The organism is Acuticoccus kalidii (assembly GCF_021556395.1).
In the GTDB taxonomy this organism is placed as follows: Bacteria; Pseudomonadota; Alphaproteobacteria; order Rhizobiales; family Amorphaceae; genus Acuticoccus; species Acuticoccus kalidii.
In genome coordinates this window covers 47,674-72,575 of sequence record NZ_JAKGCS010000006.1, presented here as the reverse complement: position 1 = coordinate 72,575, position 24,902 = coordinate 47,674, and the positions used below count along the sequence as shown (strand labels likewise).

General features: G+C 67.2%; 24 protein-coding genes. 14 read left to right on the top strand and 10 right to left on the bottom strand.

Annotation, left to right across the window (positions count from 1 at the left end; all coding sequences use genetic code 11):
- Positions 1-40: 40 nt before the first annotated feature.
- The 4 genes from L1787_RS01715 to L1787_RS01700 all read right to left on the bottom strand — a co-directional run bounded on the left by L1787_RS01715 (position 41) and on the right by L1787_RS01700 (position 4,767).
- Entirely contained in the window at positions 41-1,366 is a 1,326-nt protein-coding gene (locus L1787_RS01715; protein WP_235706752.1) for an HlyD family type I secretion periplasmic adaptor subunit, read from the bottom strand.
- Positions 1,367-1,379: 13 nt separating this feature from the next.
- A complete protein-coding gene (locus L1787_RS01710) occupies positions 1,380-3,179 on the bottom strand; it encodes a type I secretion system permease/ATPase (RefSeq protein WP_235706751.1) in 1,800 nt (599 codons plus the stop codon).
- Positions 3,180-3,615: 436 nt separating this feature from the next.
- On the bottom strand, positions 3,616-4,068 hold the full coding sequence (locus tag L1787_RS01705) for a Crp/Fnr family transcriptional regulator (protein ID WP_235706750.1): 453 nt from the start codon (positions 4,066-4,068) through the stop codon (positions 3,616-3,618).
- Entirely contained in the window at positions 4,069-4,767 is a 699-nt protein-coding gene (locus L1787_RS01700; protein ID WP_235706749.1) for a response regulator transcription factor, read from the bottom strand.
- A gap of 203 nt (positions 4,768-4,970) precedes the next feature.
- Between L1787_RS01700 and L1787_RS01695 the strand changes: the two genes are divergently transcribed.
- Complete coding sequence (locus L1787_RS01695) at positions 4,971-5,480, top strand: L,D-transpeptidase family protein (RefSeq protein WP_235706748.1); 510 nt, start codon at positions 4,971-4,973, stop codon at positions 5,478-5,480.
- A complete protein-coding gene (dapF, locus tag L1787_RS01690) occupies positions 5,477-6,334 on the top strand; it encodes a diaminopimelate epimerase (protein WP_235706747.1) in 858 nt (285 codons plus the stop codon). Before L1787_RS01695 ends, dapF begins: the two co-directional genes overlap by 4 nt.
- Positions 6,335-6,368: 34 nt before the next feature.
- Here dapF and L1787_RS01685 read toward each other — a convergent pair whose 3' ends face one another.
- Together L1787_RS01685 and L1787_RS01680 are read right to left on the bottom strand one after the other, a co-directional pair.
- Positions 6,369-7,154 carry a glutamine amidotransferase gene (locus tag L1787_RS01685; protein ID WP_235706746.1) on the bottom strand — a complete coding sequence of 262 codons (786 nt, stop codon included), beginning with the start codon at positions 7,152-7,154 and terminating at the stop codon, positions 6,369-6,371.
- Between the two features lie 37 nt (positions 7,155-7,191).
- Positions 7,192-7,656, bottom strand: coding sequence for a tellurite resistance TerB family protein (locus L1787_RS01680; RefSeq protein ID WP_235706745.1), 465 nt, complete (start codon positions 7,654-7,656; stop codon positions 7,192-7,194).
- A gap of 174 nt (positions 7,657-7,830) precedes the next feature.
- Here L1787_RS01680 and L1787_RS01675 point away from each other — a divergent pair, with 174 nt between their 5' ends.
- The gene (locus L1787_RS01675) at positions 7,831-8,355 is read left to right on the top strand and encodes a YHS domain-containing (seleno)protein (protein WP_235706744.1); all 525 of its coding nucleotides are present in this window, start codon (positions 7,831-7,833) and stop codon (positions 8,353-8,355) included.
- Between the two features lie 8 nt (positions 8,356-8,363).
- Here L1787_RS01675 and L1787_RS01670 read toward each other — a convergent pair whose 3' ends face one another.
- On the bottom strand, positions 8,364-9,044 hold the full coding sequence (locus tag L1787_RS01670) for a class I SAM-dependent methyltransferase (RefSeq protein ID WP_235706743.1): 681 nt from the start codon (positions 9,042-9,044) through the stop codon (positions 8,364-8,366).
- Between L1787_RS01670 and L1787_RS01665 the strand changes: the two genes are divergently transcribed.
- Positions 8,971-10,002 (top strand): SRPBCC family protein, encoded by a 1,032-nt coding sequence (locus tag L1787_RS01665; protein WP_369415043.1) that lies wholly within the window; start codon positions 8,971-8,973, stop codon positions 10,000-10,002. The two genes, L1787_RS01670 and L1787_RS01665, sit on opposite strands and share 74 nt — an antisense overlap.
- A gap of 57 nt (positions 10,003-10,059) precedes the next feature.
- On the opposite strand, the gene L1787_RS01660 is transcribed toward L1787_RS01665, so the two are convergent.
- Positions 10,060-11,283 (bottom strand): urate hydroxylase PuuD, encoded by a 1,224-nt coding sequence (locus L1787_RS01660; protein WP_304523952.1) that lies wholly within the window; start codon positions 11,281-11,283, stop codon positions 10,060-10,062.
- 180 nt (positions 11,284-11,463) lie between these two features.
- Between L1787_RS01660 and uraD the strand changes: the two genes are divergently transcribed.
- Complete coding sequence (uraD, locus tag L1787_RS01655; protein ID WP_235706740.1) at positions 11,464-12,957, top strand: 2-oxo-4-hydroxy-4-carboxy-5-ureidoimidazoline decarboxylase; 1,494 nt, start codon at positions 11,464-11,466, stop codon at positions 12,955-12,957.
- Between the two features lie 106 nt (positions 12,958-13,063).
- On the opposite strand, the gene L1787_RS01650 is transcribed toward uraD, so the two are convergent.
- Positions 13,064-13,522, bottom strand: a complete 459-nt coding sequence (locus tag L1787_RS01650) for a hypothetical protein (RefSeq protein ID WP_235706739.1) — start codon at positions 13,520-13,522, stop codon at positions 13,064-13,066.
- A 379-nt stretch (positions 13,523-13,901) separates the two neighbouring features.
- Between L1787_RS01650 and L1787_RS01645 the strand changes: the two genes are divergently transcribed.
- The 3 genes from L1787_RS01645 to L1787_RS01635 are packed head-to-tail and all read left to right on the top strand — an operon-like array spanning position 13,902 to position 17,339.
- Positions 13,902-16,064, top strand: coding sequence for an FUSC family protein (locus tag L1787_RS01645; RefSeq protein WP_235706738.1), 2,163 nt, complete (start codon positions 13,902-13,904; stop codon positions 16,062-16,064).
- Positions 16,054-16,257 (top strand): DUF1656 domain-containing protein, encoded by a 204-nt coding sequence (locus tag L1787_RS01640; RefSeq protein WP_235706737.1) that lies wholly within the window; start codon positions 16,054-16,056, stop codon positions 16,255-16,257. The genes L1787_RS01645 and L1787_RS01640 overlap by 11 nt, the downstream gene beginning before the upstream one ends.
- Positions 16,258-16,262: 5 nt before the next feature.
- Entirely contained in the window at positions 16,263-17,339 is a 1,077-nt protein-coding gene (locus L1787_RS01635; protein ID WP_235706736.1) for an HlyD family secretion protein, read from the top strand.
- Positions 17,340-17,354: 15 nt separating this feature from the next.
- On the opposite strand, the gene L1787_RS01630 is transcribed toward L1787_RS01635, so the two are convergent.
- Positions 17,355-18,554 (bottom strand): hypothetical protein, encoded by a 1,200-nt coding sequence (locus tag L1787_RS01630; protein ID WP_235706735.1) that lies wholly within the window; start codon positions 18,552-18,554, stop codon positions 17,355-17,357.
- 403 nt (positions 18,555-18,957) lie between these two features.
- Here L1787_RS01630 and L1787_RS01625 point away from each other — a divergent pair, with 403 nt between their 5' ends.
- From L1787_RS01625 to L1787_RS01600, 6 genes are read left to right on the top strand one after another with little or no spacing between them, the layout of a single operon-like run.
- Complete coding sequence (locus L1787_RS01625; RefSeq protein ID WP_235706734.1) at positions 18,958-20,187, top strand: ABC transporter substrate-binding protein; 1,230 nt, start codon at positions 18,958-18,960, stop codon at positions 20,185-20,187.
- A 4-nt stretch (positions 20,188-20,191) separates the two neighbouring features.
- Complete coding sequence (locus tag L1787_RS01620; protein WP_235706733.1) at positions 20,192-21,067, top strand: branched-chain amino acid ABC transporter permease; 876 nt, start codon at positions 20,192-20,194, stop codon at positions 21,065-21,067.
- A 2-nt stretch (positions 21,068-21,069) separates the two neighbouring features.
- Positions 21,070-21,957, top strand: coding sequence for a branched-chain amino acid ABC transporter permease (locus L1787_RS01615; protein ID WP_235706732.1), 888 nt, complete (start codon positions 21,070-21,072; stop codon positions 21,955-21,957).
- The gene (locus L1787_RS01610) at positions 21,954-22,712 is read left to right on the top strand and encodes an ABC transporter ATP-binding protein (protein WP_235706731.1); all 759 of its coding nucleotides are present in this window, start codon (positions 21,954-21,956) and stop codon (positions 22,710-22,712) included. The genes L1787_RS01615 and L1787_RS01610 overlap by 4 nt, the downstream gene beginning before the upstream one ends.
- Positions 22,709-23,449 carry an ABC transporter ATP-binding protein gene (locus L1787_RS01605; RefSeq protein ID WP_235706730.1) on the top strand — a complete coding sequence of 247 codons (741 nt, stop codon included), beginning with the start codon at positions 22,709-22,711 and terminating at the stop codon, positions 23,447-23,449. The genes L1787_RS01610 and L1787_RS01605 overlap by 4 nt, the downstream gene beginning before the upstream one ends.
- Positions 23,446-24,654, top strand: a complete 1,209-nt coding sequence (locus L1787_RS01600) for a metal-dependent hydrolase family protein (protein ID WP_235706729.1) — start codon at positions 23,446-23,448, stop codon at positions 24,652-24,654. The genes L1787_RS01605 and L1787_RS01600 overlap by 4 nt, the downstream gene beginning before the upstream one ends.
- Positions 24,655-24,902: the final 248 nt, after the last annotated feature.

Below are 24,902 nucleotides of genomic sequence, written 5' to 3'. Positions count from 1 at the left end.
GCCCGAAGGCGCCTTTCTCGAACGGTCGGTCGTGCGCGGATCAGCTCTCGCGCCAGGCGCGGCGGATCTGCTCGGTCAGCGGATGCATCAGATAGCCGACCACGGTTTTGCCGCCGGTCGACACATAGAGTTCCGCCGGCATCCCCGGCATCATCTCCAGCTCCTCGGGGAGGCGGTCGAGCTCCTTGTCGTCCAGCGAAACGCGCAGGAGATAGAAGGGCAGCCCGGTCTGCTCGTCGCGGCTCGCCTCGGCCGACACGAACGAGACGTGCCCGTTGAGCTGCGGGGTCGTGCGGTGATCGAAGGCGGAGAGGACGACGCGCGCCTCCTGGCCGACATTCACCTCGTCGACATCGGCGGGCGCGATCCGCCCCTCGATCACCAGAACGTCGGAATCGGGGACGATCTGCATGATCGTCTGGGCCGGCTGCACGACGCCGCCCACGGTGTGGACGATCGACTCGAACACGGTGCCGTCGGACGGCGAGAAGATGTCCATCCGCTTGAGCTGGAAGTCCGCCGCGACGCGCTTTTCCTTGAGATTGGCGAGCTCCGGCTCGATCTCGGTGATCTCGGTGAAGGTCTTCTCGCGCTGGTCGGTCGTGATCTGGATGATTTCGAGCTCGGTCTCGTTGATCTTCCCGCGTGCCATGGCGATCTGCGATTCCAACTCGCCCGCCTCACCTTCGAGGCGCAGCCGGTTGCGGCGCAGATTCACGATCTTGTCGCGCGTGGTGCGGCCGCGATCATAAAGGCCCTGGAGCACCTCGAGCTCATCGTCGATCAGCTTGATTTCGCCTTCCTTCGCCTTGCGCTGCGCCGTCAGGCCGTCGATCTGCTGGTCGAGCTGCTTCACCCGCTCGTTCAGCCGGTCCACCTGTCCGGTGACCGTCGCCTTGCGGGCGTGGAACATCTTTTCCTGCGCCGCGATCGCCTGCTTGACGAGCGTATCGTCGCCGCGCTGCTTCAGCTCCTCGGAAAGGGTGATCTCTTCGGCATCGTCCCGCTCGGCCTCGAGGCGGGCAAGACGCGCTTCCATCGCGATGATCTGCCCGTCCACCAAGGCGCGGTTCGCCGCGACGAGCGTCTCGTCGAGGCGGACGAGGAGGTCGCCCGCCTTCACGACGTCACCGTCCTTGACGAGAATCTCGCCGACGATCCCGCCGTCCGGGTGCTGCACCTGTTTGATGTTCGAGGCGACGACGATCTGACCGGCAGCGATGATCGCAGACGACAATTTCGCCGTGGCCGCCCAGCCGCCGAACCCGAACACCAGGACCGCGCAGGTGATCGTGCCCATCAGCACATAGCGACGGATCGATCCGGAGAACCGCTTTTCCGGTTTGCTTGAGGTGAGGAGCTTCATACGGAAACCACCATCAGTTCGAGGCGTTCTGCTGGGACGACGGCGAATCGTCGCCCTCGTCGGTCGCGCCGTCCTGCTCTTGCGGGGCGGCTTGGGTCGTCGTCCCTTGGATCTGCGGGGTCGGCCGAATGTTGTCGACCTTCTCGCGCCGCATCACCTTCTTTAGCACCTCATCGCGCTCACCGTAATCGGCGAGGCGCCCGTTCTCGATCAACGCGAGTTTATCCGTCGCCGAAAGCGCCGAGGGCCGATGCGCCACGACCACCACGATCGCGCCGCGCTGCTTGGTCAACGTGATCGCCCGGTTGAGCGCGCTGTCGCCATAGCCGTCGAGATTGGAGTTCGGCTCGTCGAGGACGATCAGGAACGGATCGTCATAGAGCGCCCGCGCGAGCGCGATGCGCTGCCGCTGGCCGGCCGAAAGCGTCGCGCCCTGCTCACCGACGATCGTCGAGTAGCCGTCTTTGAAGGTGAGAATGAGGTCGTGACAGCCGGCGATCTTCGCCGCGGCGATGACCTTCTCGTCGGTCGCGTCGTCGCGGAAACGGGCGATATTCTCCGCGATCGTCCCCTCGAACAGCTCGACATCCTGCGGCAGATAGCCGAGATGGCGGCCGAGCTGGTCGGGCTTCCACTGGGTGAGCGGCGCACCGTCGAGATTGACTGTGCCGCGCACCGGTTGCCACACACCGACCATCGCGCGTGCGAGGGTCGACTTGCCGGAGCCCGACTGGCCGATGATGCCGATCGCGGTACCGGCCTTGATGCCGAAGCGAACGTCGTACAGCGTCGGCGTGCGCGAGCCCGGCGGGATGACGCTGATCGTGTCGATGACGACATCGCGATGCGGGTTCGGCAGCTCGATGGGCTCAACCGGATCGGGACGTTCGAAGAGCTGCTTGAGCCGCCGATACGATTGCTGCGCCGACAGCATGCCGCGCCAGTTCTGCACCGCCATTTCGACCGGCTGCAGGCCGCGCCCCATGATGATCGACGCCGCGATCATCGCGCCCGGCGTGATGATCTGCTCGATCGCGAGATAGGCGCCGAGCGCCAGGATCGCCGACTGGAGGAACAGGCGGAACACCTTCGACAGCACGGACGACAGCCCGATCGTGTCGGCCGCGGCGGCGTTGGTGGTGAGGAACCTGTCGTTCGTCCGGTCCCAGATGTTGCCGATCGCCGACATCATTCCCATGCCGTGCAAAACTTCGGCATTGCGCCGGCCGGCATTGACGATCGCATTGCGCTGCGCGGCGAGCTCGGCGCTCTTGCGGATCTCGGGCCGCGCGGCCCGGTCGGTGGCGATCGCGATGATGAAGAGAATGATCGCGCCGACGATGGCGAGATAGCCGAGCCAGGGATGGAGCGCGTAGACGATCGCGAGATAGATCGGCATCCACGGCATGTCGAAAAGGGCCGTGATGCCCGGCGAAGAGAAGAATTGGCGAAGCTGGTCGACGTCGCGCACCGGCTCGGATTTCAGCGCCAGCGGACCCAGGCGAATCGGCGCGGAAACCTGCGCGAGGAACGCCTCACGGCCGACCTGCTCATCGAAGCGATGGCCGATCCGCGTCAGGACGCGGTAGCGCACGAGGTCGATGATCCCCATGAAAAGGTAGAGGCCGATGACGAGAATCACGAGTGCGACGAGCGTCGGAATGCTGCGACTGGTGAGCACCCGGTCATAGATCTGCAACATGAACAGCGGGCCGGTCAGCATCAGGATGTTGACGACGCAACTGAACATTCCGACGGAGATGAACGTGCGCCGGGTGGCGCTGATCGCTTTGGCGAGAATGTTCGACGTCATCGGTCAGCTAAGCAACTTGTGTCTGATTCGGGCACTGAAGATACGACCATACTCTGTCACAATTGGCTTTTGGGCGATAAATTCGGACGATTACCCAATCGTAACCCGGCGACCACCGCATCGACGGCGAAGTACCTTTTCGCCGACCCGCTGTAGTGCGTCGTATCGCACGGAGCGTGCATTCCAAATCGAACGCCGTGAATTTACACGAGGACAGTTTTCTTGTCGGCTGCTCATAGCCGAGATCCTGCGCGCGGTCGACCCGCCCGTGTATAGAAATCGGCAGCCGGACGCAGCGCAACGCGCGCGAAGCGCGATGTCTCGGCTTCGCCCACGTTGCTTGAACTGGTCTACTTATAAAGCCGCGGACCTATTTCCGCCCCAGTGTCGCCGCATTCCGGCGCGCGATCTGCTGCGACCCGTCGCGCCGGCCGTGTCAGGCTTTGCGCAAGCGGGTCGTTAGATTTTCCACCTCGGCCATGAAGGCGGACGTCCGTTGAGCGAGGAGCCCCTGAAGTTGCGCGGCGGCGTCCGGGTACTCGTCCAGGATCTTCAGCATCTGGCTGCGGGGGAGGAGAAGCAGCTCGCAGGTGGTTTGTGCCACCGCGCTCACGCTGCGCTGTGTCGGCACGACGAGGGCGAGCTCGTCGATGAGCTGGCCGACGCCGGCGACGCGGGGCGCCACCCCGTTCGCCATGCCGTAGAGGCGGAGTTGACCGCCGAGGACCAGAACGGCGCCCTCGGCCGGCTCGCCCGCTTCAAACAGGCTCTGGCGCGGCTTGAGATTGACGGGGTCGCTCGCGAACGCAAGCAGCTTCAGCGCGTCGTCGCTGAGGACGCGCAGAAACGGCGCATTGCGCATCACCGCCATGTGACGGGCGAGACTCACTTAGAGTGACGCCGTCCGCGGCATGAGCTTGTAGCCGCCACCTTCGGTGACGAGCAGCTCCGCCGACGCGGGGTTCTTTTCCATTTTTTGGCGCAGACGGTAAATGTGAGTCTCCAGCGTGTGAGTCGTGACGCCGGAGTTGTAGCCCCACACCTCGTGCAAGAGAACGTCCCGCGTGATCGGTTTTTCACCGGCGCGGTAAAGATATTTGAGGATCGCGGTTTCTTTCTCGGTGAGCCGCACGCGCCGTCCGTCGGGCTCCATCAGGATCTTCGAGGCTGGCTTGAACATATAGTGGCCGATGGCGAAGGTCGCGTCCTCGCTCTGATCGAACTGGCGCAGGTGCGCCCGGATGCGCGCGAGGAGCACCGCGAAACGGAAGGGCTTCGCCACATAGTCGTTGGCGCCCGCCTCGAGGCCGACGATCGCGTCGGCGTCGGTCGTGTGGCCGGTCAGCATGATGATCGGCGCCTTGAAGCCCGCCGTGCGCATCAGTCGGACGGCTTCGCGTCCATCAAGGTCCGGCAGACCCACATCCACGATCGCGAGCGCCACGTCGTTGGTCTTCGTTGCGGCGACGCCCTTTGCGGCGGTGTCGACCGCGAGGGGGGTGAATTCCTCGTAAAGTCCGATCTGTTCCGAGAGCCCCTCTCGCAAATCCTCATCGTCGTCGATGATCAGGATGGTCCGTTTCGTCACCGCTGCCTCCCCTGGTCGATTGATCCTTACCCGCCTAGTGTGGGGTCTCGATCCGCCGCAAACGAGCATTCCGCGCGTCGTACATGCAAAAAAATCTTCTCGAGGGGGCGCGTCTGCGCGGCCCATGGGGCCCTCCGCGTCCCATTCGCACGCCCCGCAAACGCCGCAAAAGGCCCGGAAATGCCTGGCCTTACGCGGTCGCCGTGGTCCGTCCGGCACCGGGTCGGCCGCGACAGGCGATCCTCACCTGCGCCGGGCGCAATCACATCGTCGCGATCGGGCGCGGCGGAATTAAGACGCTGAAGCGCGAGGGCGACGGCGCGAGCCCGCGGGCGCGCATCGTTCCGCTCGCATTATTGACCCGCTCGCGGGCGATGTCGCCCATCCCGACCCGCCGTGTCGGACCGGCCGACGGATGGGGCGACGATCTCGGCCGCTTCGCGACCTACAATCGCGCCTGCCGTTTGCCGGAGCCCGGATCGCACGAGCGGCTGATGCGCGAGGACGCGCTTTATGACTATGTCATGGTGACGGATCACAACCAGCGCCCGCGCGTCGTTCGGGGCGGCTCGGCGATCTTCATCCACGTCGCGAGGCCGGGCCTCACGCCGACGGAAGGGTGCATCGCCTTCCCCGCTGCGTTATGGCGACGTGCGATGGTGCCGATCGGCCCCTATGTAATCGGCGAAAACACGAGACGCGCACGACGATGATCCCATTTCGCAAGATGAACGGCCTCGGCAACGACTTCGTGGTGGTGGATGCGCGGCGCCATCCGCTCACCCTGTCGGCGGACCGCATCCGCGCCCTCGCCGACCGTGAGAACGGTCCGGGCTTCGATCAGTTCATCGTGATCGAGCCCGCCGAGGCGCCGTCGGTCGCCACGATGCGGATCATCAACGCCGACGGGGGCGAGGTGGAGGCGTGCGGCAACGCCGCCCGCTGCGTCGCGGCGCTCCTCCTCGACGAGACTGGCGGCCCCGAGGTGCGGATCGCGAGCGCCGGCGGATCCCTCCGCGCCTGGCGCGCCGAGGGCGCCAATATCGCGATCGACATGGGCCCGCCGCGTTTCGACGCCGCGTCGATCCCGCTGGCAGACGGCGCGGGAGACCCGCTCGCCCTCACGTTCGACGAGGCGGATCTCGCAGCCTACGGGCCGGCGGCCTGCGTCAATGTCGGCAATCCGCACGCGGTCTTCTTCGTCCCGGACATCGACGTGGTGCCGCTTACCACCGTCGGGCCGCGCTTCGAGACGCACGCGGCGTTTCCGCAGCGGGCCAACATCTCGTTCGCGACGATCGACGGCCCGTCATCGGTCCGCGCCGTGGTGTGGGAACGTGGCGTCGGCCCCACGCGGGCCTGCGGGACGGCCGCCTGCGCGATCGCCGCGGTCGGCAACCGTCTCGGCCGTCTCGATCCGAAAGTCGACGTGACGCTGCCGGGCGGAACGCTGTCGATCAGCCTGGTCGACGGGCGGATCGTGATGTCCGGCCCCTACGCGCTCGACTGGACCGGCGCGATCACCGAGGGCGGCTATATCCGCAATCCGGTGCCGGCAGCCGTCTGACGGCGCCGGCCCCTTTGGATCGGAAATCCGCCGATCAGGCGGAGAGCTTCAGCGCCGGTTCGGCCGCCGAGACGTTGCGCGCCTCGCCCGCCTCGGTCCAACCATCGAGGAACCGGCTGAGCCACGCCTTCACCGGCGGATCGTAGATCGCGCGGCCGGAGAAATGGTCGCGTCGCTGGCGGGCGCCGGGCAACTTCATCCGCTCGCTCGCCCGCGTCGTCCAGCGATACATCATCGCGAGCGTCAACTCGGGGTGAAATTGCAGCCCATAGGCGCACGGACCGACGCGGAAGGCCTGCTCCTCATAATGATGGCTGCTCGCGAGGCGCTCGGTCCCGTCGGGCGTGCGGAAGCCCTCGCGGTGCCACTGATAGACCTTGGCGGGCCAATCCATCAGGTCCCGGCCGGCCTCGGTCGGCGTGAGGTCATAATAGCCGATCTCGACCTGCCCGTTCGGATGCGGACCGACGCGTCCGCCGATCGCCTTGGCGAGCATCTGCGCGCCGAGGCAGATGCCGAGAAACGGCGTCTCCTCCTTGAGCGGGACGTCGATGAAGTCGATCTCGCGCTTGACGAACGCATCGGTGTCGTTCGCGCTCATCGGGCCGCCGAAGATGACGACGCCGGCATAGTCCGCCGTCGACGAAGGGAGGGTGTCGCCGAGTGCGGGACGGCGCATGTCGAGCCGATAACCGCGCTCGACCAGCATGTGCCCCACGCGCCCCGGCGTCGAATGCGCCTGATGAAGGATGATGAGGATGGGCCGTTCGCGTTTGACCGCGCCCTCGGCCGGTTGAGGAGGTGCTGCGAAACTGGTCATGGGCTAAAAACGTAGCAGACGAATAGCCTTTACGCTATCACCGCGCGTCCCGTTTGGCCTCGATATTCTTGCGGATGGTCACGCGATCGCGCGAGGTGACGCCGATCAGCTCCGCCACGCGCCAGACGATATTGTCCTCGAACTCGGACACTTCGCCGTCGGCGTAGACCATCTCCCACATGAGTTCGACCACCTCGCGACGGCCGTCTTCATCGAGCTCGCGCTTGAGGACCGACGTGAAGCTGTAGAGGTCGACGGCCTCGTCGTCGCGCTGTGTCGCCTCTTCGACGAGCTCCTCGGTCTCCTTCGGGGACAGCGCATAATGCTGGCTCAGCACCTCGCGCAGGCGCCGCTTCTCGTCCTCGGTGACGACACCGTCGACGGCGACGATGTGGACGAGGATCGCAGCCACCGACAGCCGCGGATCGGCGACCGAGAAATGCTCCTCCCCCTCTCCGGCGTGGGAAATTTTCGTAAGCCAGTCGTTGAGCGCCTGCAGCACGTTCAATCCCTTCCCGATCGAATGGTCTCGTATCGCCGTTTCGCCGGACACGGCGCGATCACCGCGCCGAGCCGAATGGTGAACCCTCGTGATTTGCGTGCACCATGCGGGCATCGCAACTCTCACTATGTCACACCGAATCCGTCGGTGCGGCATCGCCAGGAGGAAATCGCGATGAGACGGGCCCTTTTTCTGTCGCTCGCCGTCACCCTATCAACGCTCGCTGGAGCGGCTCTTGCCGGCGAGCAGTACGTGAACGCGAGCGGATTCGCCAATTCCGGTTATGACGTCGTCGCCTATTTCGACATGACGCAAGCCCCGGTCGGGCAGAACCAGCCGCCCGCGCAGCCGGGTTCGAAGCAATTCACGACGACCTATAACGGCGCGACCTTCGCATTCGCCTCGGCCGACAATCTCGCACGGTTCGAGGCCAATCCGGCCCGCTACGCGCCGCAATTCGACGGACATTGCGCCTATGGCGTCGCCCAAGGCGGCAAGGTGCCGGGCAATCCGAACCTGTGGCGGATCGTCGACGGCAAGCTCTATCTCAACATCACGCCCAACGTCGTGACGTTCTGGGAGGAGGACATTGCCGGCAATGTCAGGACCGCCGACGGCAATTGGTCCGGCATCGAGCCCGAACCCGCATCGACGAGCCCCGTCCCGAAGCTCGACGCGGCGCTCGCCCCGGCCATGTGAGGCGGCCGTCAGGCGAACGCGTCGAACGGCGCGTAACCGGCCTTTGCGAGGCGCCCGGCGAGCGCGTCGAGCCGTGCGCCGCTCCGCGCGAGGAGCGTTGCGCGATCCTCCGCCCCCGTCACCGGATCGACGGCGACGACGCCGAGACCCGCCCAATCCGGCACAGCCCGGCGCCAGCGTTCCGCGATATCGGGACCATAGAGGCGATAATGCCCGTGCTTGTCGGCCCGCGGCGCGCCGTATTCGACCGTCGCCTCCATCCGCAACAGGTCCGGCACCGAAAGGAACACGACACCGTCCGGTCCGGCGACCCGCGCCAGCTCGCGAAGGGCGGCATGGTCGTCCGCAACATGCTCCAGCACGTGATTGGCGATGACGAGATCATAGGACGCGTCGGGCCGATCGATCGCCGCCATGTCGAGATGATTCGATCCGCCATAGGAGGAGACCTCGAACACGTCGAAGCCGTCCCGCACCGCGGACGAGTCGTCGCTGAATTGCAGCGCTTTCATTCCGGCAAAGGCCGGCGCGATCGCCTCGAACACGCAGCGAAAGGCGCGGTGGCGCTCGAGCGCGCCGCAATGCGCGCAACGCGGCGGCGTCCCTGCCGGCGACATGCGCCCCTTCGGCCCGGCGACAAATTCCACACCGGAGCAGATGGGGCAGACGTCGGCTCGCTTTGACGGCATAAAGGCACGTTCCTATGTTCGCATTATCGGGGCGGGGCGAGGCAAGAAATTGGAACTCACGGGTGAGAAGGTCATCAAGGCATCGCAGACTGCCGTCTATGATGCGTTGCATGATCCCGTCGTACTACGGCAAGCCATCCCCGGATGTCATGCGCTTAGGAAACTCGACGAGGACAGTTACGAGATGACGGCCGGGCTCAAAGTGGGCCCGCTGCGCATCGATCCCGTCATCTCGATCGAGGTCTATAACGAGGATCGGCCGGCCGGATACTCGATCCGCGGCGAGGCCAATGCCGGAGAGAACGGCACCGCGCGCGGCAATGCGCACGTCGCCCTCGCCGCGATCGACGGGTGGACGACGAACCTCGCTTATCACCTCACCATCTCATTGCGCGGTGAGATCGGCTCCCTCGAAACCGCCGTGCTCGACCCGGCCGCGCGCACCCTCGTCGCCGAGTTCTTCTCCCGCCTCCAGCTCCACATCGAAGGCCCGCACGAGCGCGAGGCCGATCCCGAGCCGGCCCTGGCGGACGCCGCGCCGGCCGCCGCTGTCGTTGCGTCGCGCCCCTGGGCCGAGATCGAGGCCGAGGCGATGGCGCGCGAGGCGGAACGGGCCGAGTTGGAGCCTGCCTTCGCCGAAACGCGGTCCGTCGAGCCGTCCCCTCGCCCGATGACCGAGGCGACCAGCGGCCCGATGACCGACGCGACCGGCGCCTATATCGGCCATGAGGCGACCACCGAGCGACCCGCCGCCGGTGACGAGCCCGCCATGCGCCAGGAGGCGGAACCGGCGCGCGCCACGCCAATGACCTACACGCCACCCTCCTCGTTCGGCCAGGCGAGCCGAGACGCGCCGATCGTGGAAGAACCGATCAGCGGCGCCGCCAATATCTGGCGCTGGTTCCTCGTGCTCGTCGGGCTGGTGATCATCGCGCTTTTGCTGTCGGACGGCTTCTAGAGCGCTCGTCCGTCCGAGCGCGGCGCGACGGCCGAGCGCCGCCGCGCCAAGGGCCCGCTACCGCGAGACGCCGGCCCATGCGCCGAGCGCGGCGCGCTCCTCCTCGGTCATCTCGGTGATGTTTCCGAGCGGCATCGCCTCCGTCATGACCGCCTGGGCGACGATCTGACCGGCCCGGCGGCGCATCGCCTCGGGCGTATCGAGCACGACACCGGCGGGCGCCGCCGCGAAGCCCGCGAATGTCGGATTCGCCGCATGACACGTCGCGCAACGGCGCTCGACGATGGCGAACGCCGCCGCGTCCAAGGCGCTGTTGAGGTGAGCTTCGCCGCCCCCCTCCCCGGCCGAGGCGTTGGCGATCATATCAGCCGTGTTGCGGCCGGCACTGGCGAACATCGTCATCCCCACGGCAAGCGCCAGCGCCACCGGCCATTGCCAGGCGATCGCCAGCCCGCTCGCACCGCTTTCATAGGTGTTGAACCAATGGCGGACGATCGCGCCGAGGCACAGCGCGAAGGCGACGATGACCCAGGCCGACGGGTGGCCGAACGTCATCGGATAATGGTTCGACAGCATCAGGAAAATGACCGGCAGCGTCAGATAATTGTTGTGCGTCGACCGGAGCTTCGCGATCGCCCCATATTTCGGATCGGGCGTGCGGCCGGCCTTCAGGTCGGCGACCACGATGCGTTGATTGGGGATGATGACGAAGAACACGTTGCCGGTCATCGCCGTCGCGATCATCGCCCCCGTCTGAAGGAAGGCGGCACGGCCGGAGAAGACGTGCCCATAAAAATAGGACACCGCCGTGATCAGCACGAAGAGCACGCCGAACAGCACCGCCGGGCGTTCGGCGAGCGGCGAGCGGCACAGCACGTCATAGACGACCCAGCCGACGGCGAGGCCGCCGCCCGACCAGAGCACGGCCTGCCACACCGTGAGATCGGCCTTCGACGGGTCGATCAGATAGAGCGGCGCGTTCATCCAATAGACGACGGCCAGCAGCGCGAAACCTGACAGCCACGTCGAATAGCTCTCCCACTTGAACCAGTGGAGTTCGTCCGGCATCTCGGCCGGGGCGATCATATATTTTTGCGTGTGGTAGAAGCCGCCGCCATGGACGGTCCAGTTCTCGCCCTTCACCCCGGCCGGCATCCCGGCCCGGCGCTTGAGCGAGGCATCGAGCCACATGAAATAGAAAGACGAGCCGATCCAGGAGATCGCCGCCACCACGTGCGCCCAGCGGATAAAGAGCGCAAGGAAATCGTGCACGCTGCCCATCGTCTCCCCGGCGGCTCGCCTCGACCGATCGATCCTATGCAAATCTTCGGCCGCTTGGGAACGCGCCGGCGCAACCTTGAGGAGCGGGACGAGACGATTTCCCCGTACCCGCCTCTTGCGGCGCCCCGGCCGGCGGGCGACTAAATTGCCCCGCGGCCATGCGCGGCGAGGGGAGGCTTCGTGACACGCGACGAATTCGTGACCCGATACGGGGCGATCTACGAGCACAGCCCCTGGGTCGCCGAACGCGCCTGGGACGGCGGCATCGCTCTCGACGAGGCGCTCGCCCCAGTCTTCCGCCGCATCGTGGAGCGCGCGGGAACGGAAGCACAGCTCGCTTTGCTCCGCGCCCATCCCGACCTCGCAAACCGGCTCGGCGCCCGCTCGCTGACCGCCCATTCGGCGAATGAACAGAGCGGCGCCGGCCTCGACCAGTGCACCGAGGAGGAGTTCGCCGCCTTCCAAGCCCTCAACACGCGCTATGTGGTGCGCTTCGGCTTCCCGTTCATCATCGCCGTCAAGGGCCTCGACCGGGCGGCGATCCTGCGCGCCTTCCGCGCCCGCGTCGACGGGACGCCGGAGGCCGAGTTCCGCACCGCGCTCGACGAGGTCCACAAGATTGCCGCGTTGCGCCTCGCCCCTGCCGACGCCGATGCCGACGCCGAAAAGCCGGCCCGGCGGCCGATCGACCATGCCGCCCTGCACGCCCTCGTGGTCGCCGTCCTCCGCCGCCATCGCGCCGACGAGACCAACGCCCTCGCCGTGGCCGACACCGTCTGCGCCGCTGAGCGCGACGACACCGAGGCGCACGGCGTCTTTCGCATTCCGGGCTACGTGGAAGCCATGAAGACCGGCCTCACCAACGGCAGCGCTCGCCCGCGCCTTCTCGAGGGGCCGAAGGCGGTCGTCGTCGTCGACGGCGATCATGGGGTGACGCCGACGGCCTATCGGATCGGCTTGCCGGCGCTCGCCGAGCGGACGGCCGCGCTCGGCGCGGCGGTTCTCGCGGTCCGCAACTCGCAGCATTTCGCGGCGCTCTGGCCGGAGGTCGAATGGCTCGCCGCGCGCGGGTTCGCGGCGCTCGCCTGCACGGCGAACCTTCCCTATCTCGCCCCGTTCGGCGCGACGCGGCCGGTGTTCGGCACCAATCCGCTCGCCTTCGCCTATCCGCGCGACGGCGGCGATCCGGTCGTCATCGATCTCGCGAGCTCCGCGATCGCCCGCGGCGAAATCCAGATCGCGGCGCGCGACGGGCGACGCGTTCCCCCGGGCGTCGGGATCGACGCCGAAGGGCGGCCGACGCGCGATCCGGCCGCCATTCTCTCGGGCGGAGCGCAACTTCCGTTCGGCGGGCACAAGGGCTCGGCCATCGCGTTGATGGTAGAGCTGCTCTCGGGCGGGGTCGTCGGCGACCTGTTCAGCGATCTTGCGGCTGTAGGAACGGAGGGCAGCGGCATGCCGCCGGGCGGCGTGTTCCTGCTGGCTCTCGATCCCGAGGCGATCGGGGGACCGGGCACGCGCGCCCGTGCGGACGCCTTCATCGACCGTCTCGCCGCGATGCCGGGCGTCCGCCTTCCCGGCGCGCGGCGTCACGCCAAACGCCGCGAGGCGGGGCCGATCATGGTGCAGGCGGCGCTTCTCGAGACCCTGCGCGGTCTCGCCGGGGAGACCTAGAGCGGCGCGCCTCGGCCAAGCAGCGACAGCCGCGAAGCGACTCGGCCATGCGGGACACGCATCCGACCTGGCGCCGCGGGCGTGGGCATGGGCGGTGGCGGTGGCGTCAGCGGATGGAGATTCCGCGGCGCAGGAGATCGACGAGCTGGCGCGCGCCGTGTACCTCGCTGAAATGCTGCAATGTATCGGCGAGATACCAGATGACCACGCGGCCCTCATCGTCGATCCGGTAATTACAGGTCACCTGTCCTTCCAACACCGGCAACGGTTCGGCGGCCTGATCCCCCTCGCTGTCACGGCAGCGAACGCGATGTTCGGACCGGCGGGAGACATAGGGAAAGATCACGCCGTCATAGGAGATGATCGGTTCGCCGTACGCGAGTTCTTCGGTCCACCAGGCGCGGCAGCGACCCTCGAACGTTTCGACGTTGGTCCGAACGGTGCGCTGCGTCACCCTCGCCAACACGCCGCGAAAGAATTTCACCGCGTTCGGATGCGCCCGCGGATCCACCCGTCCGCCGGATTCGCGACCCAAAACCGTCTCGCTCTGCATAGTCTCTCCCACAACCGGCTCCGTACGACACGCATCGCTCGGCCTCGCCGGCCCGAGCGCACCGGCGCGCCACTATGGGATGCCGCCTTCCACCCGTCCAGGGCGCGCGTGGCGTCGCGTTCTGCTGGGCGAGGGCCGCGACGGGCCATGTCCTCGCAGATGCGACGCGGCGGCGGCGACCCGGCGCGAAACCTGCATGAGACGCGGTGGCCCACGCTTCGCGTCGGTGACGCTATCCTCGACCCCGCCGCCCGGCCTATGGTCCCCGGCGACGGCGTCCCGGAACGAGCGCGGATCGGATATCCGCGCGCTCCCCGAGGAGACGGGCGCATGACTGGAGGCTCGCGATGACCGTGATGACGGGCCGGCCGCGCCCCACTCCCGCGCCGCGATGACGGTGACGGATACGCCGAACAGCGGCGCGATGGGCGAGCGCCGTCACGCCGCCCCCCGCACCGCGCCCGGCGCGTGGCTCGCCGCCACGAGCGCGAGGCTCGCCGCATCGCCGGCGATCTACGCGTCGAAGGTGGCCCTCGTCGTCGTCCTCTCGCTCTACGCCGCCTTCCTCCTTGACCTCGATCACACCTATTGGGCGCTGATCACGATCCCCTTCATCGTCCAGCCCGACGGCGGGACGACCGTATGGCGCGCCACCGGCCGCCTCCTCGGCACCCTTCTCGGCTGCTTCTCCGGCTTTCTGATCGCGGTGCTGTTCGGCCAGACCGGCGAGGTCGCGGTCCTCGCCGCTGCCGTCTTCGTGTTCATCGCGGCGGTGTTCGGCCGAATGCAGCGCGGGCTCGATGCCTATGGCTATGGCAGCGGCGCGCTGGTGACGCTGATCATCATCCTCGACACCGGGCCGAACGTCGACAACGCCTTCACGCTCGCTTTGGCGCGCACCACCGAGACGGCGATCCCCGTGGTGATCGCCTTCATCGTGATGCTCGTCGTCTTTCCGCGGTCGATCTCCGACCAGGCCGCCGCGCGGCTGCGCGAGACGCGCGAGGCGACGCTCAAGCTCGTCCACGCGATTCTCTGTTACGACCCGGACGCGGTCGGCGTCGCCTACGAGCCGACGGTGCTCCCCTCCCTGTCGGCCGCGAATATCGCCTTGCGGGGGCTCGCTTATGAACGGACGCGGCGCAACCATCTGCGTCCGCGCATGACCGCCGTCGCCCTCGCGCTCCACAAGCTCGCGATCCGTGCCGAGACGGGGCGCTTCGCCCTCACCCACGTCCCGGACGAGGCGCGCGACACCGATATCAGCGCCGCCCGCCGCCGTTTCGCCGCCGCCGTCGAGCGCCTTCCCGCCGCCGACAGTTCGGCGGAGCAGCGTCTTGCCGCCGCGAACGACATGGCGGCACTCGCCGAAACGCTCCATCCGCGCCAAGTGCTGCCACCCGAAGGCGGCGACCTGTCCGACCGCGGGTTGCGCGTCGGCGCGGCCTTTTTCCGCATGCGCATCATGGCGCTCGCGGTGGAGGAGCTGATGCGCGCCGAGGCCGCACTCGTCGATCCGTCGCGCCCGGCCGAACCGATCGCCCCGTTCGCCGGACGCTATTTCGACCGTCTCGGCGCGCTCGAATACGCCTTGCGGCCGACCATCGTGCTCCTCGTGCTCTCGGCGATCTGGTTCGCGACGGCCTGGCCCAACGGGCTCGTCCTCGCGCTGATCGCGACGGCCGTGACGCTCATCTTCCCGATGCTCGCCCCGCGTGAAGCGCGGATCGCCGGCGGGAAGGCGCTCGGCATCGGGATCTGGTGCGGCGGCGCCATCGCCATGGTGCTCATGATCCTGCTGCCGAATGTCGAGGGCTTCGGCGCGCTGGCGCTGATCCTCGGCGGCGCGATCTTCGCGATTTTCTATACCGCCCAGGGACCGCAGAATATTCCCTATGCCATCGGGTCGGTCATCGCGATCTCGGTGGGATTCCAGCCTCAGAATACGCCGGTCTTCGAACCCGTGGGGCTCGTCAACACGGCCATCACGCTCACCCTCCTGCCGGTCGTCCTCATTATTGCGTTGACGGTGATCTTTCCGGAGGACGCCGCCTGGATCCGGCGGCATCTGCGCCGCGCGACCGATCGGCTCCTGACCGAGGCCACCACGAAGCGGAACACCACCGACGGCGGCGCCGGCACCTTGATCGCCCAGTTCGTCGACATTCTCGTCGATCTCGGCCTCAGCATCGCGCCGAGCGATACGCCGGGCATCCATCTGCGGACGCGCGCCCGGGCGGCGATGATCGTGTCGGGCGAGCTCCATCATCAGCGCCGGATCGAGGCGGCGGGGCATCTGCCGGCGGACCTTGCCGCGTTCGGGCCGCGCCTGTGTACGGCCGTGCTCGTCTCGGCGCAGGTTCGGCGCGGCCCCGCGGACTTGACCGTTTTCGCCGAGCTGCGCGAGACGCTCCGCCGCCTCTATCGCCGCACCGATCTCGACGAGGAGGCCCGTCTCGAATCGCTGCGTTATGCGGCAGTGAGCGAGCTGCTTGCCGCCATCCTCGCCACGGGGCAATTGTCGCGCAGGCCGGAGGGCGCCCATGCATCATGAGATCGCGTTCATCGGAATGCTCTATCCGAGCCTCCTCGCCTGCGCCGTCATCGCGGCGCTCATCTGGTATCTCGTCGATACGGCGATGCTGCGGCTCGGCCTCTGGTCCTACTTCTTTCACCCGGCTCTCGCGCGCCTGTCGCTCTATGTCGTCACGCTCGGGGTCGTCGCCTGGCTCACACCGGATTTTTGAAGCCGATGATCATCGTCCGCCTTCTCCTCACGACGATCCTGACGATCAGCGCGATCTATGCCGGCCTCTATCTGTGGGACGGCATCTTCTACGACCCGTGGACCCGAGACGCCCACGTGCGCGCCGACATCGTGGAGACCGCCCCGCGCGTTTCGGGCGAGATCACCGAGATCGCGGTGACAAACAACCAGACCGTGAACCGGGGCGACATCCTCCTCACCATCGACAAGACCGATTATGAGCTCGCCCTCGCCCAAGCCAACGCGAGCCGCGACGAGGCGGAGGCGCAGCTTGAAATCGCCCGCCAGCAGTCCTCCCGTTACGACACGCTGAAGCGTGAGGGCTCCGTCTCGGTGTCCGACCTCGCGGTGATCAACGCCGATCTCGCGACCAAAGCGGCCGAGGCCTCGTTGAAGGCGGCCGAGGCCGCCATGCGCGTCGCCGAGGTCAATCTCGAGCGCACGGACCTTCGCTCGCCGGTGAACGGGATCGTCGCCAACCTCGCCGCCGATACCGGGGATTTCGCCTCGACGGGGACGCCGGTGATCGCGCTCGTCGACACCGACTCGTTTCGCGTCGACGCCTTCTTCCTCGAAACCCAGCTCGGCCGGATCCGCCATGGCGACGCGGCCCGCGTGCGGTTCATGGCGAACGGCGAGGTGGTCGAGGGCCGCGTCGAAGGGATCGCGCCGGGCATCGCGGTGATGGAGGACGTGTCGAGCGGGCTCCTTCAGGCGCCGGAGCCGTCCTTTCAATGGGTGCGCCTCGCCCAGCGCGTGCCGATCGAGATCAAGCTCGTGACGAGGCCGAAGGGGATTCCCCTCGTCGGTGGCGCGACGACCACGGTGATCATCGAGCCTGCGATGCGCGACGAGCGCCCGCTCTGGGAGCGGATCTGGAATCGCGACGGCCACAGGCGACCCTTGTCCACGTCGGTCGCCGCCGGAGCAACCGGATCGGAAGACGCCGACGATTCGCCGCCGCCCGCCGCAGCAAAGGCCGCACCGCCTCCGGGTGCAGGCGCCCCGCCGCCCGAGCCGGCGCGAACCGATCCGCCCGAGCCTCTGCCCCGGCCGCGCTAGCCGGCCCCGCGCGGCTCAGCCGGCGTTTGGCCGGTCGAGCCAGCGCTTCAGGATCGAGATCGCCGAGCGCTTGCGACCGACCGAGATCTGGGCCGCCTCGATCGGGAAAATGAGCCCGAGGCGGGCACTTTCTTCCTTCAGCCATTCAGGAAGGCGGCCGAGATTGCCCTTCCCGAGCGGCACGAGGTCGGCCTCGTTGGAGTACACCTTGCCGTCGCATTCGCTGTAGCGGCCGATGCCCGGATAGCGCAGCAGGATTTCCCAGGCGCGCGTCGGATGCGGCCGCATGGTGATCGACAGATCCGGGTTGACGGGGCGCTTGGTCGCCCCCGCCTCGTACAGCGCGATCCGTATGGACCAGTCCTCGTCCGCCTCGAAGGGCAGGCCGAGCGTGCGGGCGAGGACGGCGGTCTCCGACGCGTCACGCCGCACGGTGCATTCTGCCCCGAGACGATCGGCGAGCCCGTGAAACTCGAACTCGTCCGCGCCGACGCGCGAGCGCACCGCCGCGACGGTCGCGTTGAGGATCGACATATGGTCTTCGCGGCAAGGAAGCGCGTCGGCGAGTTCCAGCATGTCGCGCAGAAGCTCGACGCGGGTTCGATCGTCGAGCAGCACCACGAGGACCATTCCCCAGAACTGAAGGTTGGTCACGTCATAATGGCCGGTGATGGTGATCGGCGCGTGGATATAGGACAGATGGCGCAGCGTCTCGAGGATCACCGGCGCGTGCTCGCCCAATGCGGAGAACGAATCGAGCTTCGCGCGCATCGCCGGCAGTGTCGTGTATTTGCCGCTGTGCTCGACCAGCTTGCGGCGGGCCGCGAACGTCTTGGCGCTGTCCACGCGCCCGGACGGCAGCACGCCCATCTCGTCGAAGCCGAAGAGGAACAACGTCTCGTGGCGCTTCGCGAGCTGGCTGATCCCGAGCCGGTCGATATCGGGCAACAGCCGCTCATAGGCGGCGACCGCCATCGGGAATTCGCCCTCCCGCATCGGCGGCAGGCCGCCCGTGACATGGAGAAGATGGAAGAAGAGTTCGCCCGTCTCCGCCGGCGTGAGGACGGTGCCCGCACGGCGCAGGAGCGGCGTGATCCGATGATGGTTTCGCGGCCAGAATTTCCCCTGGCGCCGTTCCGCCCATGCGGTGCTTTCGTCCTCGATGAAGGTGCGGAGGATGTCTTGCGGGTCGGTCGTCATCGGTTCGGTCTTCACCCCATTCCTGTCGTCTCGATCGCGCTCGGCCATCCGCGCCGCCCGGGCGCCGCGGCTGATCCGACCATCTAAACCCGCTCGATGACGATGGCGAGGCGCCGGCGTCGAGGCTCAACAGGGCAGTGGATGACCCGCATTATGGTAAGGTGGCGCAACGAGGCGAACCGAGGCGCAAGATCCGCATCGCGCAGAGGGCGACGCGACGCACACCCGCAACAGTACATTGCAGGAAATTCGTCGAGAATTCGGCCCCTGATTTCGCGATCACGAGGATATTTCGCCCAGAATGCAGAAAAAAGTTCGCCAATTTTCGGCAAAATAAGGAAAATCGGCGCGGCATTTGCATGGATCGTTTCTTACGAAAGTGCGAAAGCATAGCCGTTGAACAGGTCGGAGAAAATCTATGGTCGGCACTCCCTTCACCCGCCGGTCCGTGCTGCTGTCGGCAGGCGCCACCGCCATCGCCGGAACGCTCGGTCTGCCCTCGATCGCCTGGTCCCAAAGTGACCGGTTTATCGTTGGAGCACTCAACCCCGTCTCCGGTGCGGGCAGCCCCTATGGTCCGGCGATGCAAGCGTCGATCGTGATGGCCGCAGACGAGATCAACGCCGCCGGCGGGGCCGCCGGGCGCATGATCGAGGTGATCGGCGAAGACACCCAGTCCGCGCCCGACGCCGCCGTGACCGCCGCCAAGAAGCTCATCGAGGTGAACAAGGTCGACGCGATCCTCGGCACATGGTCGTCCGGCGTGTCGCTCGCGGTGATGCCGCTCGCGCTGGCGGCGGGCATTCCCCAGGCCGTGACCTCGGGCGCGCCGCAGATCTCCGAGCTCGACGACAAGGACCTCATCTGGCGCTTCAATGCCAGCAACGTCCTTTTCGGCACGGCCTTCGCCAAGGCGGCCGCCGCGTTCGGCTTCGAGCGGCCGGCGACCATGGCGTTCAACAACGCCTCCGGCATCGGCAACTCCGAGGGCTTCACCGAAGCCTGGACCGCCGATGGCGGCGAGGTCGTCGCCGAAGTGGTCTACGAGCCGAACCGCGCGTCCTACCGCTCCGAATTGCAGCGGGTGATGTCGGCCAATCCCGACGTCATCGTCGCCGGTTCCTACCTGCCGGACACGACGATCCTGCTGCGCGAATGGTACCAGCTCGGCGGCACCAACAAGTGGATCATTCCGGGCTGGGCCTTCGGTCCGCAGCTCGTCGAGGCGCTGGGGCCGGATGTCCTCGAAGGGGTGATCGTGGTCGATTCGATCTCCAACGAAAGCGCCGCGTCCTACGATCATTACGCCAAGATGTTCGCGGAAAATGCCGGGCCGAACCTCACCCGCAGCGTCTACTCCACGATCGCCTATGACATGATGATCACCTTCGGCCTTGCGATCGAAGCGGCCGGTCCCGGCGCCTCGATCGCCGAGATCAACGCCAAGATCCGCGAGGTCGCCTCGCCGGGCGGCACGGAGGTGTTCACCTTCGCGGAAGGCAAGGAGGCCCTCAAGAACGGGGACATCAACTATCAGGGCGCGTCCAGCCGCCTCGATTTCGACGAGTTCGGCGACGCCAAGCCCGACTTCGCGGCGGCCGTCATTCGCAATGGCGAACTCGTCCGATCCGAAGTGATCACGCTCTAGAGTGATGGATTTCGCCCTGTTCGCAAACCTCGCCTTCAATGGTCTCATTGAAGGCGCGGTGATCGCTTTGCCCGCCGTGGCGCTGACCCTCGTGTTCGGCGTCATGGGCTTTCCCAACGCCTCGACGGGCGACGTCATGACCGCCGGCGCCTATGCCGCGCAGACCGGCCAGATCGCGATGGCGGGCTCGATCGTCGCCGGCGTCATCGTCGGCAGTGTCGCCAGCGCGCTCCTGGCGCTCGTGTTCTATCTGTGCGTGTTCCGCTTCTTTCAGGGGAGGCCGAGCATGTACGCGCTGGTCGCCTCGATCGGACTCGCCTTCGCCACCCGCTCCACGCTGACCTTCTTCCTCGGCTACGATCAACGCGTCTTCCCGATCCCGCTGACCCGCGCCTTCAGCTTCGGACCGCTGCGCATCGTGCCGTCGGACCTTTATATTCTCGCCACCTCCGTCGGCGCGATCGTCCTCGTCTTTCTGCTCCTTTATGTGACGCCGCTCGGGCGGCGGATGCGCGCCGTCGCCGACAATCCCGACCTCGCCCGCTCCTGCGGGATCTCCTCGCACCGCGTCCTTTCGGCGATGTGGCTGATCGCCGGCGCCGTGACCGGGCTCGGCGGCATCCTCTTCGGCATCAAGACGGTGATCACGCCGCTGATGGGATGGGAGGCGCTGCTGCCGGCCTTCGCCGCGATGATCCTCGGCGGTATCGGCAACCCCGCGGGCGCGATCGCCGGGGCGCTCACCATCGGCATCGCACAGGAGCTGTCCACCCCGTTCGTCGGCTTCACCTACAAGATCGGCGTCGGCTTCGCGATCATGGTCCTCGCGCTCGTCCTGCGGCCGTCCGGCCTCTTCAATCTATCGGCGCGGGTGCGCTGACGATGACGGCTTATCTCATCGCCATGGCGATCGTCGCGCTCATCTACATGCTGCTGACGATCGGCCTCAATCTCCAATATGGCTATACCGGCCTCGCCAATTTCGGCCATGTCGGCTCATTCGCGATCGGCGCCTATATCACGGCGCTCATCACCACCAATGGCGGCTTCGCCTACGTCTCGCTCCCCGCTTCGGTGCTCGGGGCGGCACTCGTCGCGTGGCCCGTCGCGCTCCTCTCCAAACGGCTCAGAACGGACTATTTCGCCATCGCGACGCTGGCGGCGTCCGAGACCCTGCGCCTCGCCATCATCGAGGAAGACTGGATCACCAACGGCGTGCACGGGATCACGTCCATTCCGAATATGTCGGTGGCGCTGGGGCTCGATGTCGATCCCAACATCCTCATTCTGACGCTGCTCATCGCGGCCAATCTCCTCGCCGTGGCGCTGATCACGCGGATGGTGAAAAGCCCGTTCGGCCGCACCATCGAGGCGATCCGAGACGACGAGGACGCCGTGCGCGCCCTCGGCAAGGAGCCGGCGACCTTCAAGGTGAAGGTGTTCGTGATCGGAGCCGGCCTCGCCGGGCTCGCCGGCGCCTTCTACGCTCACTATTTTTCGTACATCTCGCCGGAGCAATTCCTGCCGCTCATCACCTTCTATGTCTGGATGGCGATGATCCTCGGCGGCACGGGCAGCATTCTCGGCGCGGTCGCGGGCAGCCTCGTCCTCGTCCTCTTCCTCGAAGGATCCCGGTTCGTGCGGGACATCCTGCCGGGCGTGACGGAGGTCGAGATGGCCTCGGTGCGCCTCTTCGTGGTCGGCATGGCGCTGGTGCTCCTCACGCTGCTGCGTCCGCAAGGGCTGATGGGAGATTTTCGCAAGCGATGATCCTGTCTCTCTCCCATGTCGCCTTCGCGTTCGGCGATTTCCGCGTGCTCGACGACGTCTCGCTCGACGTGCCGCCGAAGGAGATCGTCGGCCTGATCGGCCCCAACGGGGCCGGCAAGTCGACACTCTTCGCCGTCACCAGCGGCTTCGAGAAGCCCCTCGCCGGAACGATTATGCTCGACGGGCGCGACATCACCCATGACGGGCCCGTCGCCCGCGCGCGGGCCGGCCTCGGGCGCACCTTCCAGGTGCCGCGCGAATTCCGCCATCTCACCGTCCGCGAGAACCTCCTCGCGGCCGCCCCCAACCAGACCGGCGAAAACCTCCTGCCGCTCTTTCTCAGCCCGCGGCGGGTGCGCGAGGAGGAGCGCGCGCTGCGCGAGAAGGTCGCCGATCTCATCGCGTTCCTGAACCTCACGGCCGTCAAGGACACGCCGTCGGGCAGCCTCTCGGGCGGCCAGAAGAAGCTGCTGGAGCTCGGCCGAGTCCTGATGGGTGATCCCAAGGTGATTCTGCTCGACGAGCCGTTCGCCGGCGTGAATCCGGTGCTGATCGACAGCCTCGTCGACCGGATCCGCGAGCTCAACGCGCAGGGCTACAGCTTCCTCGTGATCGAGCACAATCTTCGTGCCCTCTCCGACCTCTGCTCGACCATGCACGTCATGGACCGCGGCGCGATGATCGCCTCCGGCGCGCCGTCCGCGGTGCTCGACGATCCGAAGGTGCAAGAGGCCTATATGGGAGGCGTCCTGTGAACGGCTCGCAACCCCTTCTCGCCACGCGCGATCTCACCGGCGGTTACGGCGAGATCGACATCCTGACGGGCATCGAGATGACCGTCGCCGCGCGCGAGATCGTCACCATCGCCGGCACCAACGGGTCCGGCAAGTCGACCCTCGCCAAGGCGGTGATGGGCTTCTTGCCGCGCACCGCCGGAACGATCCGCTTCGATGGCATCGACCTCCTCGCCCAGCCGGCGGAGAAGCGCCTCGCCCTCGGCATCGCCTACGTGCCGCAGGTCGCCAACATCTTCCCGTCTCTCAGCGTCGAGGAGAACCTCCTCGTGATCGAGAACGTCGCCGACCGGCGCGCGCGGCTCGAGGCGATGTACGCGCACTTTCCCGCGCTGAAGCCGCTGCGGCGGCGGCGGGCCGGGAGCCTTTCCGGCGGTGAACGGCAACAGGTCGCCTTCGCGCGGACGCTGATGCCGGAGCCGAAGCTCATGGTGCTCGACGAGCCGACGGCGGCGCTCTCGCCCGCCATCGTCTCGAAGATCCTCGCCCTCATCCGCACGCTGCCCGAGGCGGGCGTCGCCGTCCTCCTCGTGGAGCAGCGGGCGCGCGAGGCGCTCGCGATCAGCGATCGCGGCTACATCCTCGACCAGGGGCGCATCGTGCTCGCCGATACGGCGGCCGCGCTCCTGTCCGACACCCGCATGGCCGAGCTCTATCTCGGCCACGGTCTCACCGAATCCGACAAGGCCCCTTCATGATTGCCGTTCTCGAAAACGCCAATGTCGTCGACGTCGACGCGGCGACCGTCCTTCCCGATCGACACGTCGTCATCGAAAACGGCGTGATCCGCGAGATCAGCCCCTCCCCGGTCCGGCTGGACGAGGCCGAGCGGACCGATCTCGCTGGACGGTACGTCATCCCCGGCCTCATCGACTGCCATGTGCACGCGACCGCCTACAGCGCCAACCTGTCCGAGCAGCCGCGCCAGTCCCCGATGTACGTCGCCGCCCGCTCGCAAGAGGTGCTGCGGGGGATGTTGAAGCGCGGGTTCACCACCGTGCGCGACGAAGGCGGCGCCGAGTTCGGCCTCGCCCTCGCGGTCGAGGAAGGCTGGTTCACCGGTCCGCGCATCCTCTATTGCGGCAAAGCGCTCTCGCCGACCGGCGGGCATGGCGACCTCCGCCCGATGGGCGTCGACACCCAGGACGAATCCTACGCGCTCGTCAGCCTCGGCCGGATCTGCAACGGCGTCGACGCCGTGCGGGAGGCCGCGCGCGACGAGATCCGCCGTGGCGCGCATCACATCAAGATCATGGCCAATGGCGGAATTTCCTCGCCGACCGACCGGATCACCTCCGACCAGTTCTCCGAGGCCGAAATCGCCGCCGCGGTGGACGAGGCCGAGATGGCCGGCCTCTACGTCACCTCGCACACCTACACGGCGCGCTCGGTCGCCCGGTGCGTGCGGAACGGGGTCCGCTCCATCGAGCACGGCAATCTCCTCGACGAGGAGACGGTCGCCCTGATGAAGGAGCACGGCGCCTATCTGGTGCCGACGCTCTCCTGCTTCCGCGCGCTGTCGGAAGTCGGCGAGGCGTCGGGCTTCCCGCCGGGACGGATGGACAAGATCCGCCAGGTTCTGGACGGCGGCATCAAGGCGGTGGAGATGGCCTATCGCGCCGGCGTCCCGATGGCCTACGGCACGGACCTTCTCGGCCCGATGCACGGCTACCAGCTCGACGAGTTCGCGCTGCGGGCCGACGTCGTGCCGCCGGCCGATCTCCTGCGCTCGGCAACGAGCAACGCGGCGGACCTCGTCTTCCGCAAGGACATCGGCCGCATCGTCGAGGGCGCGCAGGCGGACCTTGCGGTGCTCGACGCCAACCCGCTCGACGCGGGCGTCCTCCCGGCCTTCGCGGACCATCTGAGGGCGGTCTATAAAGGCGGCATCGCCGTCGCCTGACATGATCGGCGGGACGGGCCCCGTCGGCCCGTCCTATCCGAAGCCCCGTTCGGTCGCATCTGAGGGAACGCCGCCCCGCACTCGCGCGGTCGGCGCGATATGCCGCGCGCCAGCCTAGGCCGGCGGCGGACGCTGGGGCGCCTCAAGCACGCTTGCCGTGACGCTTCGGCGTCACTCCCCTGCCGATCGCGACATCGCCGCCTCGGGCCGCTTCCGAAGCCGCCGACCAACGCCGTACCATTCCCCCC

Bases quoted from the DNA above. Each gene is read 5' to 3' on its own strand.
- L1787_RS01715 (WP_235706752.1), bottom strand. From the start codon at position 1,366: ATGAAGCTCCTCACCTCAAGCAAACCGGAAAAGCGGTTCTCCGGATCG.
- L1787_RS01710 (WP_235706751.1), bottom strand. From the start codon at position 3,179: ATGACGTCGAACATTCTCGCCAAAGCGATCAGCGCCACCCGGCGCACG.
- dapF (WP_235706747.1), top strand. From the start codon at position 5,477: ATGATCCCATTTCGCAAGATGAACGGCCTCGGCAACGACTTCGTGGTG.
- L1787_RS01685 (WP_235706746.1), bottom strand. From the start codon at position 7,154: ATGACCAGTTTCGCAGCACCTCCTCAACCGGCCGAGGGCGCGGTCAAA.
- L1787_RS01675 (WP_235706744.1), top strand. From the start codon at position 7,831: ATGAGACGGGCCCTTTTTCTGTCGCTCGCCGTCACCCTATCAACGCTC.
- L1787_RS01665 (WP_369415043.1), top strand. From the start codon at position 8,971: ATGCGCCCCTTCGGCCCGGCGACAAATTCCACACCGGAGCAGATGGGG.
- L1787_RS01670 (WP_235706743.1), bottom strand. From the start codon at position 9,044: ATGCCGTCAAAGCGAGCCGACGTCTGCCCCATCTGCTCCGGTGTGGAA.
- L1787_RS01660 (WP_304523952.1), bottom strand. From the start codon at position 11,283: ATGGGCAGCGTGCACGATTTCCTTGCGCTCTTTATCCGCTGGGCGCAC.
- L1787_RS01645 (WP_235706738.1), top strand. From the start codon at position 13,902: ATGACGGTGACGGATACGCCGAACAGCGGCGCGATGGGCGAGCGCCGT.
- L1787_RS01640 (WP_235706737.1), top strand. From the start codon at position 16,054: ATGCATCATGAGATCGCGTTCATCGGAATGCTCTATCCGAGCCTCCTC.
- L1787_RS01635 (WP_235706736.1), top strand. From the start codon at position 16,263: ATGATCATCGTCCGCCTTCTCCTCACGACGATCCTGACGATCAGCGCG.
- L1787_RS01625 (WP_235706734.1), top strand. From the start codon at position 18,958: ATGGTCGGCACTCCCTTCACCCGCCGGTCCGTGCTGCTGTCGGCAGGC.
- L1787_RS01620 (WP_235706733.1), top strand. From the start codon at position 20,192: ATGGATTTCGCCCTGTTCGCAAACCTCGCCTTCAATGGTCTCATTGAA.
- L1787_RS01615 (WP_235706732.1), top strand. From the start codon at position 21,070: ATGACGGCTTATCTCATCGCCATGGCGATCGTCGCGCTCATCTACATG.
- L1787_RS01610 (WP_235706731.1), top strand. From the start codon at position 21,954: ATGATCCTGTCTCTCTCCCATGTCGCCTTCGCGTTCGGCGATTTCCGC.
- L1787_RS01600 (WP_235706729.1), top strand. From the start codon at position 23,446: ATGATTGCCGTTCTCGAAAACGCCAATGTCGTCGACGTCGACGCGGCG.